At 70.0% G+C, this 13,153-nt stretch carries 14 protein-coding genes; 4 read left to right on the top strand and 10 right to left on the bottom strand.

Annotated elements, in window-relative coordinates:
• Positions 1-4: 4 nt before the first annotated feature.
• From BLP38_RS02535 to thyX, 6 genes are all read right to left on the bottom strand, one after another.
• Positions 5-2,713, bottom strand: coding sequence for a DNA translocase FtsK (locus BLP38_RS02535; RefSeq protein ID WP_091352404.1), 2,709 nt, complete (start codon positions 2,711-2,713; stop codon positions 5-7).
• 57 nt (positions 2,714-2,770) lie between these two features.
• Positions 2,771-3,262 carry a GNAT family N-acetyltransferase gene (locus tag BLP38_RS02530; protein ID WP_091352401.1) on the bottom strand — a complete coding sequence of 164 codons (492 nt, stop codon included), beginning with the start codon at positions 3,260-3,262 and terminating at the stop codon, positions 2,771-2,773.
• A gap of 38 nt (positions 3,263-3,300) precedes the next feature.
• Complete coding sequence (locus BLP38_RS02525) at positions 3,301-4,977, bottom strand: ribonuclease J (RefSeq protein ID WP_091352397.1); 1,677 nt, start codon at positions 4,975-4,977, stop codon at positions 3,301-3,303.
• Positions 4,974-5,951, bottom strand: coding sequence for a 4-hydroxy-tetrahydrodipicolinate synthase (gene dapA, locus BLP38_RS02520; RefSeq protein WP_091352394.1), 978 nt, complete (start codon positions 5,949-5,951; stop codon positions 4,974-4,976). Before dapA ends, BLP38_RS02525 begins: the two co-directional genes overlap by 4 nt.
• A gap of 497 nt (positions 5,952-6,448) precedes the next feature.
• Positions 6,449-7,201: an SDR family NAD(P)-dependent oxidoreductase gene (locus tag BLP38_RS02515; protein ID WP_091352391.1), complete on the bottom strand. Its 753-nt coding sequence runs from the start codon at positions 7,199-7,201 to the stop codon at positions 6,449-6,451.
• A 27-nt stretch (positions 7,202-7,228) separates the two neighbouring features.
• Entirely contained in the window at positions 7,229-7,972 is a 744-nt protein-coding gene (gene thyX / locus BLP38_RS02510) for an FAD-dependent thymidylate synthase (protein ID WP_091352388.1), read from the bottom strand.
• A gap of 83 nt (positions 7,973-8,055) precedes the next feature.
• Between thyX and BLP38_RS02505 the strand changes: the two genes are divergently transcribed.
• The 4 genes from BLP38_RS02505 (at position 8,056) to BLP38_RS02490 (ending at position 10,455) form a co-directional block, all read left to right on the top strand.
• Positions 8,056-8,493 (top strand): TlpA family protein disulfide reductase, encoded by a 438-nt coding sequence (locus tag BLP38_RS02505; protein WP_091352384.1) that lies wholly within the window; start codon positions 8,056-8,058, stop codon positions 8,491-8,493.
• The gene (locus BLP38_RS02500; protein ID WP_091352380.1) at positions 8,486-9,052 is read left to right on the top strand and encodes a DUF4395 domain-containing protein; all 567 of its coding nucleotides are present in this window, start codon (positions 8,486-8,488) and stop codon (positions 9,050-9,052) included. The genes BLP38_RS02505 and BLP38_RS02500 overlap by 8 nt, the downstream gene beginning before the upstream one ends.
• Before the next feature lie 94 nt (positions 9,053-9,146).
• Positions 9,147-9,572, top strand: a complete 426-nt coding sequence (locus BLP38_RS02495; protein WP_091352375.1) for an OsmC family peroxiredoxin — start codon at positions 9,147-9,149, stop codon at positions 9,570-9,572.
• Entirely contained in the window at positions 9,565-10,455 is an 891-nt protein-coding gene (locus tag BLP38_RS02490) for a TIGR01777 family oxidoreductase (protein WP_091352371.1), read from the top strand. Before BLP38_RS02495 ends, BLP38_RS02490 begins: the two co-directional genes overlap by 8 nt.
• 4 nt (positions 10,456-10,459) lie before the next feature.
• Here BLP38_RS02490 and BLP38_RS02485 read toward each other — a convergent pair whose 3' ends face one another.
• The 4 genes from BLP38_RS02485 to BLP38_RS02470 are packed head-to-tail and all read right to left on the bottom strand — an operon-like array spanning position 10,460 to position 13,150.
• Positions 10,460-10,909, bottom strand: coding sequence for a tetratricopeptide repeat protein (locus BLP38_RS02485; protein WP_091352368.1), 450 nt, complete (start codon positions 10,907-10,909; stop codon positions 10,460-10,462).
• Positions 10,906-11,718, bottom strand: coding sequence for a 4-hydroxy-tetrahydrodipicolinate reductase (gene dapB, locus BLP38_RS02480; protein WP_091352363.1), 813 nt, complete (start codon positions 11,716-11,718; stop codon positions 10,906-10,908). The genes BLP38_RS02485 and dapB overlap by 4 nt, the downstream gene beginning before the upstream one ends.
• 9 nt (positions 11,719-11,727) lie before the next feature.
• Positions 11,728-12,549, bottom strand: a complete 822-nt coding sequence (locus tag BLP38_RS02475) for a TSUP family transporter (protein ID WP_091352359.1) — start codon at positions 12,547-12,549, stop codon at positions 11,728-11,730.
• Between the two features lies 1 nt (position 12,550).
• Positions 12,551-13,150, bottom strand: a complete 600-nt coding sequence (locus tag BLP38_RS02470; RefSeq protein ID WP_091352354.1) for a histidine phosphatase family protein — start codon at positions 13,148-13,150, stop codon at positions 12,551-12,553.
• Positions 13,151-13,153 lie beyond the last annotated feature (3 nt).

Here is a 13,153-nt window from a genome sequence, read left to right as displayed (position 1 = left end):
GACGTCAGTCGCGACCGGTGAGACCCCAGGCATCCTCATCACCCTCGGACTCGACGACCTCGTAGCCCTCGAACTGCTCCGTGACGGCGTCGGGGCCGTAGGGATCCGTCGCGAGCGCGGCAGCAGCGGGGGCGGCGGCGGGCGCGGCGTCCTCGGGCGGCTCCTCGCCTCGCAGGCGGGCCAGGACGGCCGGGAGTTCGTCGGGCGTCACGAGCACGTCGCGAGCCTTCGACCCCTCGGACGGGCCGACGATCTCGCGCGCCTCGAGCAGGTCCATGAGCCGGCCGGCCTTGGCGAACCCGACGCGGAGCTTGCGCTGCAGCATCGAGGTCGAGCCGAACTGCGTCGTGATGATCTGCTCGGCGGCCGCCAGGAGGAGCTCGAGGTCGTCACCGATGTCGGCGTCGATCTCCTTCTTCTCGACGATCGCCTCGACGTCCTTGCGGTACTCGGGTCGCGCCTGGTTCTTGACGTGGTTGACGACCTTCTCGATCTCCTTCTCGGCCACCCAGGCGCCCTGCACGCGGACCGCCTTGGACGCACCCATCGGGAGGAACAGACCGTCGCCCTGACCGATGAGTCGGTCGGCACCGGGCTGATCGAGGATGACCCGGGAGTCGGTGACGCTCGTCACGGCGAAGGCGAGACGGGACGGCACATTGGCCTTGATGAGACCGGTGACGACGTCGACCGAGGGCCGCTGCGTCGCGAGGACGAGGTGGATGCCGGAGGCACGGGCGAGCTGCGTGATGCGGACGATCGAATCCTCGACGTCGCGGGGGGCGACCATCATGAGGTCGGCGAGCTCGTCGACGACCACGAGGAGGTACGGGTAGGGCTTGAGGACGCGCTCGCTGCCCGCGGGGAGCTGGATCTCGTTCGCGACGACGGCCCGGTTGAAGTCGTCGATGTGACGGAAGCCGAACGACGCGAGGTCGTCGTACCGCATGTCCATCTCCTTCACGACCCACTGCAGCGCCTCGGCCGCCTTCTTCGGGTTCGTGATGATGGGGGTGATGAGGTGCGGCACGCCGGCGTAGGACGTGAGCTCGACGCGCTTCGGGTCGATGAGGACCATGCGGACGTCCGACGGCTTCGCGCGCATCAGGAGGCTCGTGATCATCGAGTTCACGAAGCTCGACTTACCCGAGCCGGTCGAACCGGCGACGAGCAGGTGGGGCATCTTCGCGAGGTTCGCGACGACGTACCCGCCACCGACGTCCTTGCCGATGCCGATCGTCATGGGGTGCGTCGCCTGCTGGGCGTTGGGCGAGCGCAGCACGTCGCCCAGGGTGACGATCTCACGGTCGGTGTTCGGGATCTCGACCCCGATCGCGCTCTTGCCGGGGATCGGCGCGAGGATGCGGACCTCGTTGGAGGCGACGGCGTAGGCGATGTTGTTGGTGAGCGCCGTGATCCGCTCGACCTTGACCCCGGAACCGAGCGCGATCTCGTACTGCGTCACTGTCGGACCGCGCGAGAACCCGGTCACCTTCGCGTCGATCGAGAACTGCTCGAAGACGCCCATGATGGCGCGCACCATCGCGTCGTTCGCCTCGGAACGGGCTTTGTGCGGCGTGCCGGCCGCCAGAGCGTCGGCGGACGGAAGGCGGTAGTCGCCGGCATCCGGGTCGACGGAGTCGAGGTTAGCGGCGACGAAGTCGGGCACGGGCGGGATGGGCGGGGCCTCGGGCGCGGCGTCGCGCTTGCGGCCCGGTGTGCGCGGGGGTGCGGGCGCGATGATCTCGGTGACCGCGTCGGGCATGACGGCGGGCGTCGGAGTGGTGACGGGGTTGTCGAAGCTGCCGTCGCCGCTCGCCTCGAGCAGGGCGGTGAGGTCGTCGGCACCGAGGCCGCCGTCGGCGTCCTCCTCGCGGCCCGACTTGTTGCGGCGCCACCACGGCAGGGAGTCACCGTCGTCCTCGGGGGCGTCGAACGCGACCGTGGGGCCGGTCTCGCCCTTCGTCGGCGCCGCGTCGCGTTCGGGACGCTCCGCACCGAACATCCAGGCGTACAGGTCGCCGAGGCGCTGCCCGATGCGGTTCGGAGGCGTCTTCGTGAGGATCAGGACGCTCAGAAGCGCCAGGAGACCGAGGACGATGCCCGCCCCGATCTCCGTCATGACCGTCAGCGGCTCACCGATCGCCCATCCGAACAGGCCGCCGGCGCCGCTGAGCTCGACGAGACCCTCGCTGGGCTGCGGGCGCCCCCCGGCGACGTGGCAGAAGCCTGCGACGACGAGGACGAAGAGTCCGGCGCCGATGCCGATGCGACCGTTGTCGTGCACGGACGGCGGATGCCGGAACAGCCACCCGGCGAGCAACAGCAGGATGACGGGGAAGACGAACGCCTCGCGGCCGATGAGGGCGCCGACGCTGTAGGCGCTGATGTTCGTTCCCACGTCGGTGCCGATCAGGAACCACTCCACGACGGCCCCGGCGATGGCCATCAGGACGAGCAGGAAGGGGAACCCGTCGCGGCGCTGATCCTTCTCGAGCGACTCCGATCCGAACGCGCGGAACATGCCCCCGGCGACGTGCGCGAGCCCCAGCCAGGCGCGAACGATGACAGGGGGGCGGTCGGCGTCGTCGACGTAGCGGCGCGGGGCCGGCTCTGACTTGCGCCGCGGGGTCGGTTCGGCTTTCTTGGCCCGCGCCGAGGAGCCCGACGCGGTCGCGCGGGGTTTGCTGGTCGGACTACTGCTCCTGGGCATAGCTTCCACGGTAGGCGGCATGTCCGACATGTCGCCGGATTGACGCGGGTTTCGGCGTCAGCCGAGGCGCTTGACCATCGTGTCGCGGCCGATGCCGCTCCGCGTCACCGCGAAACCCTCGGTCCGGTAGAGCACCTGAGCGAAGTTGCCGCGCTCCACCGACAGGCTGATCCGTGCACGCCCTTCGGCCCGCGCGGTCTCGCACAATCGGCGCAGCAGCGCTCGTCCGACTCCGTGGGACCGCCAGAGAGGCTTGACGCCGATGATGAGCTCCGGCACGCCGCTCCCGACATAGCCGAATCCCGACTCGATGCGCGGCAGCGTGCGATACCAGGCCGCGCCGATGTCCTCCGCCCCGGCCACGGCGACGAAGCCGACGTCCCCGGGACGCATCCACCCCGCGAGGTAGCGACGGTGGAACGGATCGGCGAGGACGTCGTGGCGCGGACGGGGCGGCCCCGGCCGCCAATTCGCGGCCTCGACGACCATCTCACCCAGGAAGACGCCGTCGGCCTGCGAGGCAGAGCGGAGCGTCCAGGACTCGGGCATGCCCGAATGTTAGCGGGCGGGCGAGCCCTTTCAGCGGGTCAGGCCTCGATGACCATCGGCACGATCATCGGACGGCGACGCAGCGACTGGTTCACCCAGCGGCCGATCGTGCGACGGACGACCTGCTGCAGGGCGTGCTGGTCGCGGACCCCCGACTGGGCCGCCTCGGTCAGCGCCTGCGCGATCTTCGGTTTGACCGAGTCGAACACGGCATCGTCTTCGGCGAACCCGCGAGCGTGGATCTCAGGACCCGTGATGATACGGCCGGACGCGGCATCCACCACAACGATGACGGAGATGAAGCCCTCTTCGCCGAGGATCCGACGGTCCTTGAGGTCGGCATCCGTGATCTCGCCGACCGACGAGCCGTCGACGTAGACGAAGCCGAGATCGAGCTGACCGACGACGTTGGCGACCCCGTCCTTGAGATCGATGACGGTGCCGTTCTCGGCGATGATCGTGTTCTCGGCGGGGATGCCGCTGTCCTGGGCGAGCTTCGCATTCGCCATCAGGTGGCGGTACTCGCCGTGGACGGGGAGCACGTTCTTCGGCTGCAGGATGTTGTAGCAGTACAGCAGCTCGCCGGCGGCGGCGTGACCCGAGACGTGGACCTTCGCGTTGGCCTTGTGGACGACGTTGGCGCCGAGCTTGGTCAGCCCGTCGATGACTCGGTAGACCGCGTTCTCATTGCCCGGGATGAGGCTGGAGGCGAGGATGACGGTGTCGCCCTCCCCCGGCTCGATGGCGTGGTCGAGGTTCGCCATGCGCGACAGGACCGCCATCGGCTCTCCCTGCGAGCCGGTCGACATGTAGACGATGCGATCGTCGGGGAGGTCCTTGGCCTTCTTGTAATCGATGAGCACACCGTCGGGCACGTTCAGGTACCCGAGCTGCTCGGCGATCGTCATGTTGCGGACCATGGAACGCCCGAGGAACGCGACGCGACGGCCGTGCGCAGCAGCGGCGTCGATGACCTGCTGGACGCGGTGCACGTGACTCGAGAAGCTCGCGACGATCACGCGGCGCGGGGCCTTGCCGATCACCTGGTCGAGCACCGGCCCGATCGCGCGCTCGAGCGGGGTGAACCCCGGGACGTCGGCGTTCGTGGAGTCGACGAGGAACAGGTCGACCCCCTCCTCGCCGAGGCGGGCGAACGCGCGGAGGTCGGTGAGCCGGCCGTCGAGTGGAAGCTGGTCCATCTTGAAGTCACCCGTCGCCAGCACGAGGCCCGCGGGGGTCCGGATGCCGACGGCCAGTGCGTCGGGGATGGAGTGGTTGACGGCCACGAACTCGAGGTCGAACGGACCGACCTGCTCGCGCTGGCCTTCCTTCACCGTCAGCGTGTACGGCTTGATCCGGTGCTCCTTGAGCTTCGCCTCGACGAGAGCGAGAGTCAGCTGCGAGCCGATGAGGGGGATGTCGCCCTTGCGCTTGAGGAGGTAGGGCACCGCCCCGATGTGGTCTTCGTGGCCGTGCGTGAGCACGACGCCGACGATGTCGTCGAGGCGACCGCGGATGGCTTCGAAGTCGGGGAGGATCAGGTCGACGCCGGGCTGGTGCTCCTCGGGGAAGAGGACGCCGCAGTCGACGATCAGCAGCTTGCCGTCGAACTCGAAGACGGTCATGTTGCGACCGACCTCACCGAGCCCGCCGACGGGGGTCACCCGGAGGGTTCCGGGCTCGAGCGGGTTCGGGGCGGAGACGGGGTTGCTCATCGAGTGGTTCCATGCACCTTCGGAAGGGCGCCGCCGGCAGCGGCATTGCGATCAGGTCGGAAATTGGAGAAGTCGGCGCCCTGGATGTCCTTCACGAGATCGAGCTCATCCTCGATGAGGGCGGCTTCCCACTCCTCCGGGCCCACGAGCGGCAGGCGCACGCGGGGGCTGGAGATGCGGCCGAGGCCGTGGAGGATGTATTTCGCGCTGACGGTGCCCGGCACGTGCGTCATGACGGCGCGGACGAGGGGTTCGAGCTTCTGGTGCGCGGCGGTCGCCGTCGTGAGGTCTCCCCGGTTCACCGCATCCACGATGGCCCGATAGGGAGCCGACGTGATATTCGCCGTGACGCCGATGAGACCGGCGGCCCCGATCGACAAGTGCGGGAGGACGTTCGCGTCGTCGCCGGAGAAGTAGAGCAGGTCCGTCTGGTTGAGGACCCGGCTCACCTCGCTGAAGTCGCCCTTGGCGTCCTTCACCGCGAGGATGTTCGGGTGCTTGGCGAGGCGGAGGATCGTCTCGTACTTGATGGGCACGCCGGTGCGACCGGGGATGTCGTAAAGGATCACCGGCAGATCGGTGGCGTCCGCAACGAGGCGGAAGTGCGTCAGGATGCCGGCCTGCGTCGGCTTGTTGTAGTACGGCGTGACGATCATGATGCCGTCGGCGCCGGCCTTCTCACTCGCCTTGTAGAGCTCGATCGCGTGCGCGGTCTCGTTGGAACCGCCGCCCGTGATGATCTTCGCGCGGCCCGAGGAGACGGACTTGCCGACCTCGACGAGCTTCAGCTTCTCGGCATCCGTCAGCGTGCTGGTCTCACCGGTCGTGCCGGTCACGACGATGCCGTCGGCTCCGCCGGTGATGACGTCGTCGATGTGCTTCTCAACGGCCGGCCAATCGACCTCGCCGTCGGCCGTCATCGGAGTGACGAGCGCGACGAGCACCTGACCGAACGGATTGGCGGAGTGCGTCATGGTTCCCAGGGTACCGGTCGGCGTCCGTCGGCCGTGCTCGGGGTTCGGTGGGGGTGGGTGCCGTGTGCCGAAAGACCGATCGGGTCTGGACGCGCCGGCCTCGACGGTGCCCAAACGGGGTGTCAACGGCCGGGAGTGGTCTTTTGCGACTCCGGCGCGTCAGGAGGACGCCCGACGCGCGCGAACGAGAGCACCCGTCGAACAGCGGCGCGGAGAGCGGCATCCGTCACTCCGGCGGCCCGAAGAGTCGAGGTTCGCGCCACACCGCCGTGCGCCGCGACGGCATCGACGGCTGAGCGACTCACCCGGTCGAGTGTGCGGAACCACCCCCGAGGGCGATGATCGGACGGGCTCCCCGGTGGACCGATCCCGAGGTCGGCTGACTGGGGAGGATCCTCGACGTGCGGCATCCCGGATGGAAAGACCGGCGGAGGACACGACGCGCCGTGCCATACCCCTGTGCCCCGGGGCGTCGCGGGACGGACCGGTCTTTCGCGTCAGCGGCCGCGGGAGGCGGCGGCGACCACGAGTCGGTCGGGCAGCAGGCGCGACACGGCGACGAGCGCCTTGTAACGGAGGGACGGGATGCTGACGGCCCGGCCGTGCGCGGCATCCCTCAGGGATTCGCGGACCACCTTCGGGGCGGTCAGCCACATCCAGCGTGCGACGCCCTCCTCCCCCGGAGGGAGCCCGAGCCGCTCGTGGAAGTTCGTGTGGACGAAGCCGGGGCAGACGGCCGTCACCGTCACGCCCGTCGGTGCGTAGACCGCGTTCGCCCAGCGGCTGAAGCTCACCACCCACGCCTTGGCCGCGCCGTACGTCCCCCGCGGGATGAGTCCCGCGACGGACGCGATGTTCAGGATGCGGCCCCGGCCGCGCGCGAGCATCGCCGGGAGCGCGGCCCGGGTGAGCCGCATCGTGACCTCCACGTGCAGCTCGAGGTGCCGGGCCTCGTCCTCGATGTCGCCCGATGCGAACCCGAGCGACAGGCCGTACCCAGCGCTGTTGACGAGGAGGTCGACGCCCTGCTCGAGTCGCTGTTCGACACGGTGCCGCTGGCCCGGGTCCAGGAGGTCCGCGACGAGGACCTCGGCATGCCCGCCGCGTTCGTCGAGCTCGGCGGCGAGGGCCTCGAGGGCCGCATGGTCGCGCGCGACGAGGACGACGTCGGCGCCGCGCGCGGACAGCTGCCGGGCGTACTCGGCTCCGATCCCGGAGCTCGCGCCCGTGACGAGTGCGGTGCGGTTCATGCGCGTCAGCCTAGGACGCGCCGAGGCTCAGGGGGCGACTCGCCCGTTCGCGTTGAACGCCGCGTACGTCAGCGGCATGAGCTCCCGCCAGACGTTCTCCATCTTCTCGGCGCACATCTCGATCTCGCGCTGCGGGAACGACGGGAAGTGCGTGCCCTCCCGCGTCGTGCGCAGCGACAGGAAGTTCATGAGCGACCGCGCGTTCACCGTCACGTACATGGACGACATGATGTTGAGCGGCAGGACGATGCGGGCGACTTCGCGGGCGATGCCGGAATCCAGCATCCGCTGGTAGCTCTCGAAAGCGGCGACGGATGCCTCGCGCGTCTCGCGGGCGACGAGCTCGACCTGCTCGTCGGATCCGGGGAGGAAGTTGTACGCGCCGGGCTTGCCGACCTGCACGAGGTTGCGCTCGGGCGCGGGGACGTAGAAGACGGGGCGGAGCTCGCGGTATCGACCCGACTCCTCGTTGTACGACGCCATCCGGTGGCGCATGAACTCGCGGAAGACGAAGATCGGCGCCTGCACGTAGAAGGTCATCGAGTTGTGCTCGAACGGCGAGCCGTGCCGATCGCGCATCAGGTAGTTGATGAGGCCGCGGTCGCGCCCTGTCGCCTCGGAGCCGTCGGCCGCCGCCGCGAGGGTCTGCTCGCCCTGGGTCGACACGCGCGCCGCGAAGAGGACGTCGCTGTCGGAGGCGGACGATCGCACCAGCTCGACCGTGACATCGCTGCGGAACTCGATCTCGGGGCTTTCGGGGCGCTCACTCACGGCTCACACACTACCCGCCGGGCTCGTCACACATGACGTCGCGCGAGCCGCGACACCACGCGCGGGACTACTGTGGAGCGGTCATGGATCTCCTTCCCGCCATCCTCGTGCTGACCGCGCTCCTCGTGGTCACCGTGGGCATCGGTCTGACCCTGCGGTGGCGGCAGAACCGGCCGCGCCCCTTCGACCCCCGCGAGATCGTCGAACCCACCCGTCTCGGGGCCGAACGCCTCGGCGAGACCGCGACGCTGCTGCAGTTCAGCACCGAGATGTGCAGCCGGTGCCCCGGCGTCCACCGCACGCTGCGCGAGATCGCCGACGACCGCGACGGCGTCCTGCACCTGAACGTCGATCTCACGCACCGCGTCGACATCGCTCAGCACTTCCACGTCCTGCAGACCCCGACGACCCTCATCCTCGACAAGGACGGCATGGTCCGTTCCCGGTTCGGCGGCGTTCCGGGTCGCCAGGTCGTCGAGATGGAATTGGACCGCGTGACGACGGGAGCCGACCGTGGCTGATGTGCGAGGGATCGATCCCCGGGGTCCGCGCTTCGCGGCATCCATCACCGCTGTGCTGCTGCTCATCGCGACGCTGCTCGCGCTGCTCGGTGGCTCGACGGCCCACACCGACGCGGGGTTCGGCTGGCTGAGCCCGCTCGGCGGCGGCATGTTCATCGTCCCCATGCAGGGATGGGTGCTTCCCTTCACCCCCGTGGGCATGCGGGTCCTGGATCCCGGCTTCCTCGCCGTGCTCGTCATCGCCCTCCTGTTCCTCTGGGGCGTCGTCTCGCCGCGCACCGCGCCGTGGAGCGTGCTCTATCGCCGTGCGATCCAGCCGCGCCTCGCTCCCCCGACCGACCTCGAAGACCCGCGCCCGCCGCGCTTCGCGCAGGGCGTCGGCCTGTTCGTCACGACCATCGGTCTCGTGCTCCACGTGCTCGGCGTTCCGCTCGCCCTGCCGATCGCGGCGGCGTTGGCGTTCATGGCGGCATTCCTCAACGCAGTGTTCGGCCTGTGCCTCGGATGCCAGTTGTGGCTCCTCCTGCAGCGCGTCGGTCTCGTCGGCCGCACCGCCTGAGTCCCCTCCCCCTCCTCGTCAAGACGTATCGCCCGCTGATCCGCGAGGCATATGCTCGGCAGCGATTCGTCACGACCACGACAGAGGAGACACCATGAGCGTCACGAGCGAAGCCACCACCAGCTGGAAGGGCACCCTGTTCGAAGGGTCGGGCGAGGTCGCCCTCGAGAGCTCCAACCAGGGCCCGCTTCCCGTGAACTGGAAGGCCCGCAGCGAGGGATCGACGTCGGTGACGACGCCCGAGGAGCTCATCGCAGCAGCCCACTCGTCGTGCTTCAGCATGGCTCTCTCCAACGCCCTGGCCGAAAACGGCACTCCGCCTGAGAGCGTCGAGACGACGGCATCCGTCACCTTCATCCCGGGGACCGGCATCACGGGCTCGCACCTGAACGTCAGCGCATCCGTCCCCGGCCTCTCGGCCGAGGACTTCGACCGCATCGCGAACGAGGCGAAGACCGGATGCCCCGTCTCGGCAGCCCTGTCGGGCATCGAGATCACGCTCGAGGCGACGCTTGCCTGAGCGCCGCGTCGTCGTCTCGGGCGCGTCGGGCTTGATCGGACGCGCCCTCATTGACTCCCTCGTCGCCGACGGCTACGCCGTCACGCGGCTCGTCCGCCACCCGGCCCAGGGCCCCGACGAGGTCACCTGGTCGCCCGGTGAGAAGCCGCTCGATCCTCAGGTGCTCGCAGGCGCAGAAGCTGTCGTCAACTTCAACGGCGCGACCATCGGACGTTTCCCGTGGACGGCCTCGTACAAGAAGCAGCTCGTCTGGTCGCGCCTGCGCCCGACGCAGACGCTCGCCCGCGCACTCCGGGAGCTCGGCGAGGATGCGCCTCTGTTCGTCAGCTCGTCGGCGTCGGGGTACTACCCGCCCGACGGACACGGGCGCACGTTCGACGAGACCGGTCCGCGCGGCGACGCATTCCTTTCCGAGCTCTGCGGCGAGTGGGAGGCTGCCGCCGTCGCGTCGGGCGCTCGTACGGCGCTCCTGCGCACCGCCCCGGTCGTGCACCGCGACGGCGTCCTCAAGCCGCTGCTGCTGCTCACGAAGCTCGGACTGTCGGGACCGCTCGGACGCGGAACCCAGGTCTGGCCGTGGATCTCGCTCGATGACGAGATCCGCGGCATCCGTCACGTCATGGACCACAGCATCACGGGACCCGTCAACCTGACCGGGCCGGAGCGGGCTACGGCGAACGACCTCGGCTTCGCGCTCGCGCGTCGCTTGAACCGGCCGTACCTGCTCCGGGCGCCCCTCTGGGCCATCCGACTGGTCCTGGGGAAGGATGCCGTCGACGCGCTCCTCGCCACCGACTCGCACGTCGTGCCCGCGGTGCTCCTCGAGTCCGGGTTCCAGTTCCACCACCCGACCGTCGAGGACGCGGTGGCCGCGGCGGTCTGAGGACTCAGCGGCGCCGTTCGGCGCGCTCGTGCGAGATCGCGGTGCGGATCGCGCCGCGGGCGCGCCGGCGGTCGCCTGCTCCGTCGTAGAGGAGCCCGAGCCGGTACCAGGCGCGCCAATCCGTCGGGTTCGCCTCGACGGCGTCGCGGTACGCGGGGAAGAGGGCGTCCGCCTCGGCCTGGACGGGTCTGCCGCTGGGCCGGAGCGTGAGCTCTTCGGCGGGCAGGGCGCCCTCCGCCTCGAGCCGTCGCCCCAGCCGCTCCGCGCCCGCGCCGAAGCTCAGCTCGCGCCACAGCGCCCAGACGGCGACGACGGGAAGCAGCACGAGCGCGACGCCCATCGCTATGCCCACGGCGTCGCCGCTCGTGAACAGCAGCACGGCTCGCTGTGCGACGAGAGCGATGTACAGGACGAGGACGACGGCGACGATCCCGACGCCGATACGCGTCCTCATCGGGTGGTCGCCGCCGCGGCCTGATCCGAGGCGTCCCCGTCGGCGACGGGCGCCGTACGGGCGGGGTGAGGCATCCGGATCCCGATGTCGATCATCGAATCGAGCCCGAGGACGACGCCCGACGCGTCGCGAGCGGCTGCGAGGGCGACCCGGATGCCGGGGGCGTACGCCGCGGCCGGGTCGATCGTGTCGTGGACGATCGTGAGGGACTCCCCCGGCCCCGACAGGATCGTCTCCTGCCGTGCCACGACACCCGGCCGGCGCAGGGAGTGCACGGGGACGCTCGCGATCTGCTGCCCGCGGGCGCGCTGATCGACGTGCGGAGCCTCGACCGGGCCGGCCTCGGAGCGTGCGGCGGCGATCAGCTCCGCGGTGCGGACTGCGGTGCCGCTGGGCGAATCGACCTTGGTCTCACGGTGCGTCTCGACGATCTCGATCGACGGGAAGAACGGGGCGGATGCCGCCGCGAGAGCGGACCCGATGACGGAGCCGAGCGAGAAGTTCGGGATGAAGACCGCGCCGGTGCCCGCGGCATCCACGAGGGGACGGACGAGGGCGATGCGCTCGGCGGACCAGCCGGAGGTACCGACGAGGATGTTCTTGCCGCGTTCGATCGCCGCGCGGACGACATCGATCGACACGGCCGGCGTCGAGGCGTCGACGACGAGGTCGGCGGCGTCGATCTCGGCGAGATCGCTCGAGGAGCCGAGGACAGCGACGGTCTCGAAGCCGTCGGTCGCCGCGATGACCTCAGCGATGATGCTGCCGAGCTTGCCGGTCCCGCCCACGAGGGCCACACGCGTCGTCATGTCCCCAGCCTAAGCGGGCAGCAACCCGGCGACCGTGTCCCACGCGAGCTTCACGACCAGGAGTCCGAGGACGACGAGGAACACCACGCGGACGAAGCCGTTGCCCCCGCGGGTGGCCATCCGGGCGCCGATGAAGCCGCCGGTGATGTTCGCGCAGGCCATGACGAGACCGAGCGCCAGGATGATCTCGCCGTGGACGCCGTAGACGATCAGCGCGGCGAGGTTGGTGGTGAGGTTGGCGATCTTGGCATTGACGCTCGCCTGCAGGAAGCCGAACCCGAGGACCCCGACGAGGAGGATGACGAAGAACGACCCGGTGCCGGGACCGAGGATGCCGTCGTAGAACCCCACGCCGAGCCCGATGACCCCCGAGCGCCACACGACCGCGACGCGCTCGGCGTGCCGCGGCTCGTGGTGCAGGCCCATCTTCGGGCGGAGGAGCGTGTAGACGCCCACCGCGACGACCGCCACCAGGACGACCGGCGTGAGCACCTCGCGGGGGACGTACCTCGAGAGCGCAGCGCCCACCGCCGAGCCGCCGAAGGCCCCGAGGACGAGCGGGATCAGGAGGACGAGATGGACCTTCACCCGTCGGAGGTACACCCAGCTCGCCGACAGCGTCCCGAAGAACGAGCTCAGCTTGTTGGTGCCGAGGATGAACGGGGTGGCGACGTCCTCGGGCACGCCGATGACGAGGGCCGGCAGCTGGATGAGGCCGCCCCCGCCCACGACGGCGTCGACCCACCCGGCCACCCCTGCCGCGACCACGAGGAACAGCAGCGCGCTCGCGGAGACGGGGAGCCAGTCGGCGAGGAGAGGACCGGTCAGCACCTCACACCGAGAGGATGTCGGGAAGGCCCGTCCGGAGCTCCACCGGGAGGTGTGCGAGGTCGTTGTGGGCCACGAGGGACCACGGCCGCCCGGGACGCTGAGCGAGCACGGTGAGACCGCAGTGCGCCTGGTTGATCGTCAGCCAGCGCCATTCCGGAGCCTGCAGCACCTCTCGGACGAACCAGGCGATGACGAAGTTGTGGGTGATGAGCAGCTCGTGCGCGTTGGGGCGGTGAGCGAGGAACTCCGCCCCGGCATCCGCCATCTGCGCCGCGCCCGCGTCGGCCTCGGCCTCGGTCACTCCCCCGAAGAACGGCTCGTAGACGTTCGGGGTGTCGGGCGTCATCCCGCTCGGCACGCAGTCGAACAGCAGGGCGGTCGGCTCGGGGTCGACGGCGGGGAGCCGCTCCGAGACGGCCCGTGCCGTCTCGGCGGCGCGCAACAGCGGCGAATGCCAGACGGCGGTCAGCGGAACGCCCGACAGGCGGTCCGCGAGGAGGTCCGCCTGTCGCCGACCGCGGGGCGAGAGCGGTCCGTCGGCGAGTCCGTGCTCCGCGTCGAGGTGCTCGCCGTGCCGCACCAGGTACAGATAGTGCGTCACGTG

This window comes from Microbacterium sp. LKL04 (genome assembly GCF_900102005.1).
In the GTDB taxonomy this organism is placed as follows: domain Bacteria; phylum Actinomycetota; class Actinomycetes; order Actinomycetales; family Microbacteriaceae; genus Microbacterium.
The sequence above is the reverse complement of the archived record's forward strand: the minus strand, read 5'-3'. Positions and strand labels throughout refer to the sequence as shown.

Excerpts from the sequence above, each read along its gene's own strand:
- BLP38_RS02495 (WP_091352375.1), top strand. The coding sequence starts at position 9,147 with ATGAGCGTCACGAGCGAAGCCACCACCAGCTGGAAGGGCACCCTGTTC.
- dapB (WP_091352363.1), bottom strand. The coding sequence starts at position 11,718 with ATGACGACGCGTGTGGCCCTCGTGGGCGGGACCGGCAAGCTCGGCAGC.
- BLP38_RS02515 (WP_091352391.1), bottom strand. The coding sequence starts at position 7,201 with ATGAACCGCACCGCACTCGTCACGGGCGCGAGCTCCGGGATCGGAGCC.
- BLP38_RS02525 (WP_091352397.1), bottom strand. The coding sequence starts at position 4,977 with ATGAGCAACCCCGTCTCCGCCCCGAACCCGCTCGAGCCCGGAACCCTC.
- BLP38_RS02485 (WP_091352368.1), bottom strand. The coding sequence starts at position 10,909 with ATGAGGACGCGTATCGGCGTCGGGATCGTCGCCGTCGTCCTCGTCCTG.
- dapA (WP_091352394.1), bottom strand. The coding sequence starts at position 5,951 with ATGACGCACTCCGCCAATCCGTTCGGTCAGGTGCTCGTCGCGCTCGTC.
- BLP38_RS02530 (WP_091352401.1), bottom strand. The coding sequence starts at position 3,262 with ATGCCCGAGTCCTGGACGCTCCGCTCTGCCTCGCAGGCCGACGGCGTC.
- BLP38_RS02505 (WP_091352384.1), top strand. The coding sequence starts at position 8,056 with ATGGATCTCCTTCCCGCCATCCTCGTGCTGACCGCGCTCCTCGTGGTC.
- BLP38_RS02535 (WP_091352404.1), bottom strand. The coding sequence starts at position 2,713 with ATGCCCAGGAGCAGTAGTCCGACCAGCAAACCCCGCGCGACCGCGTCG.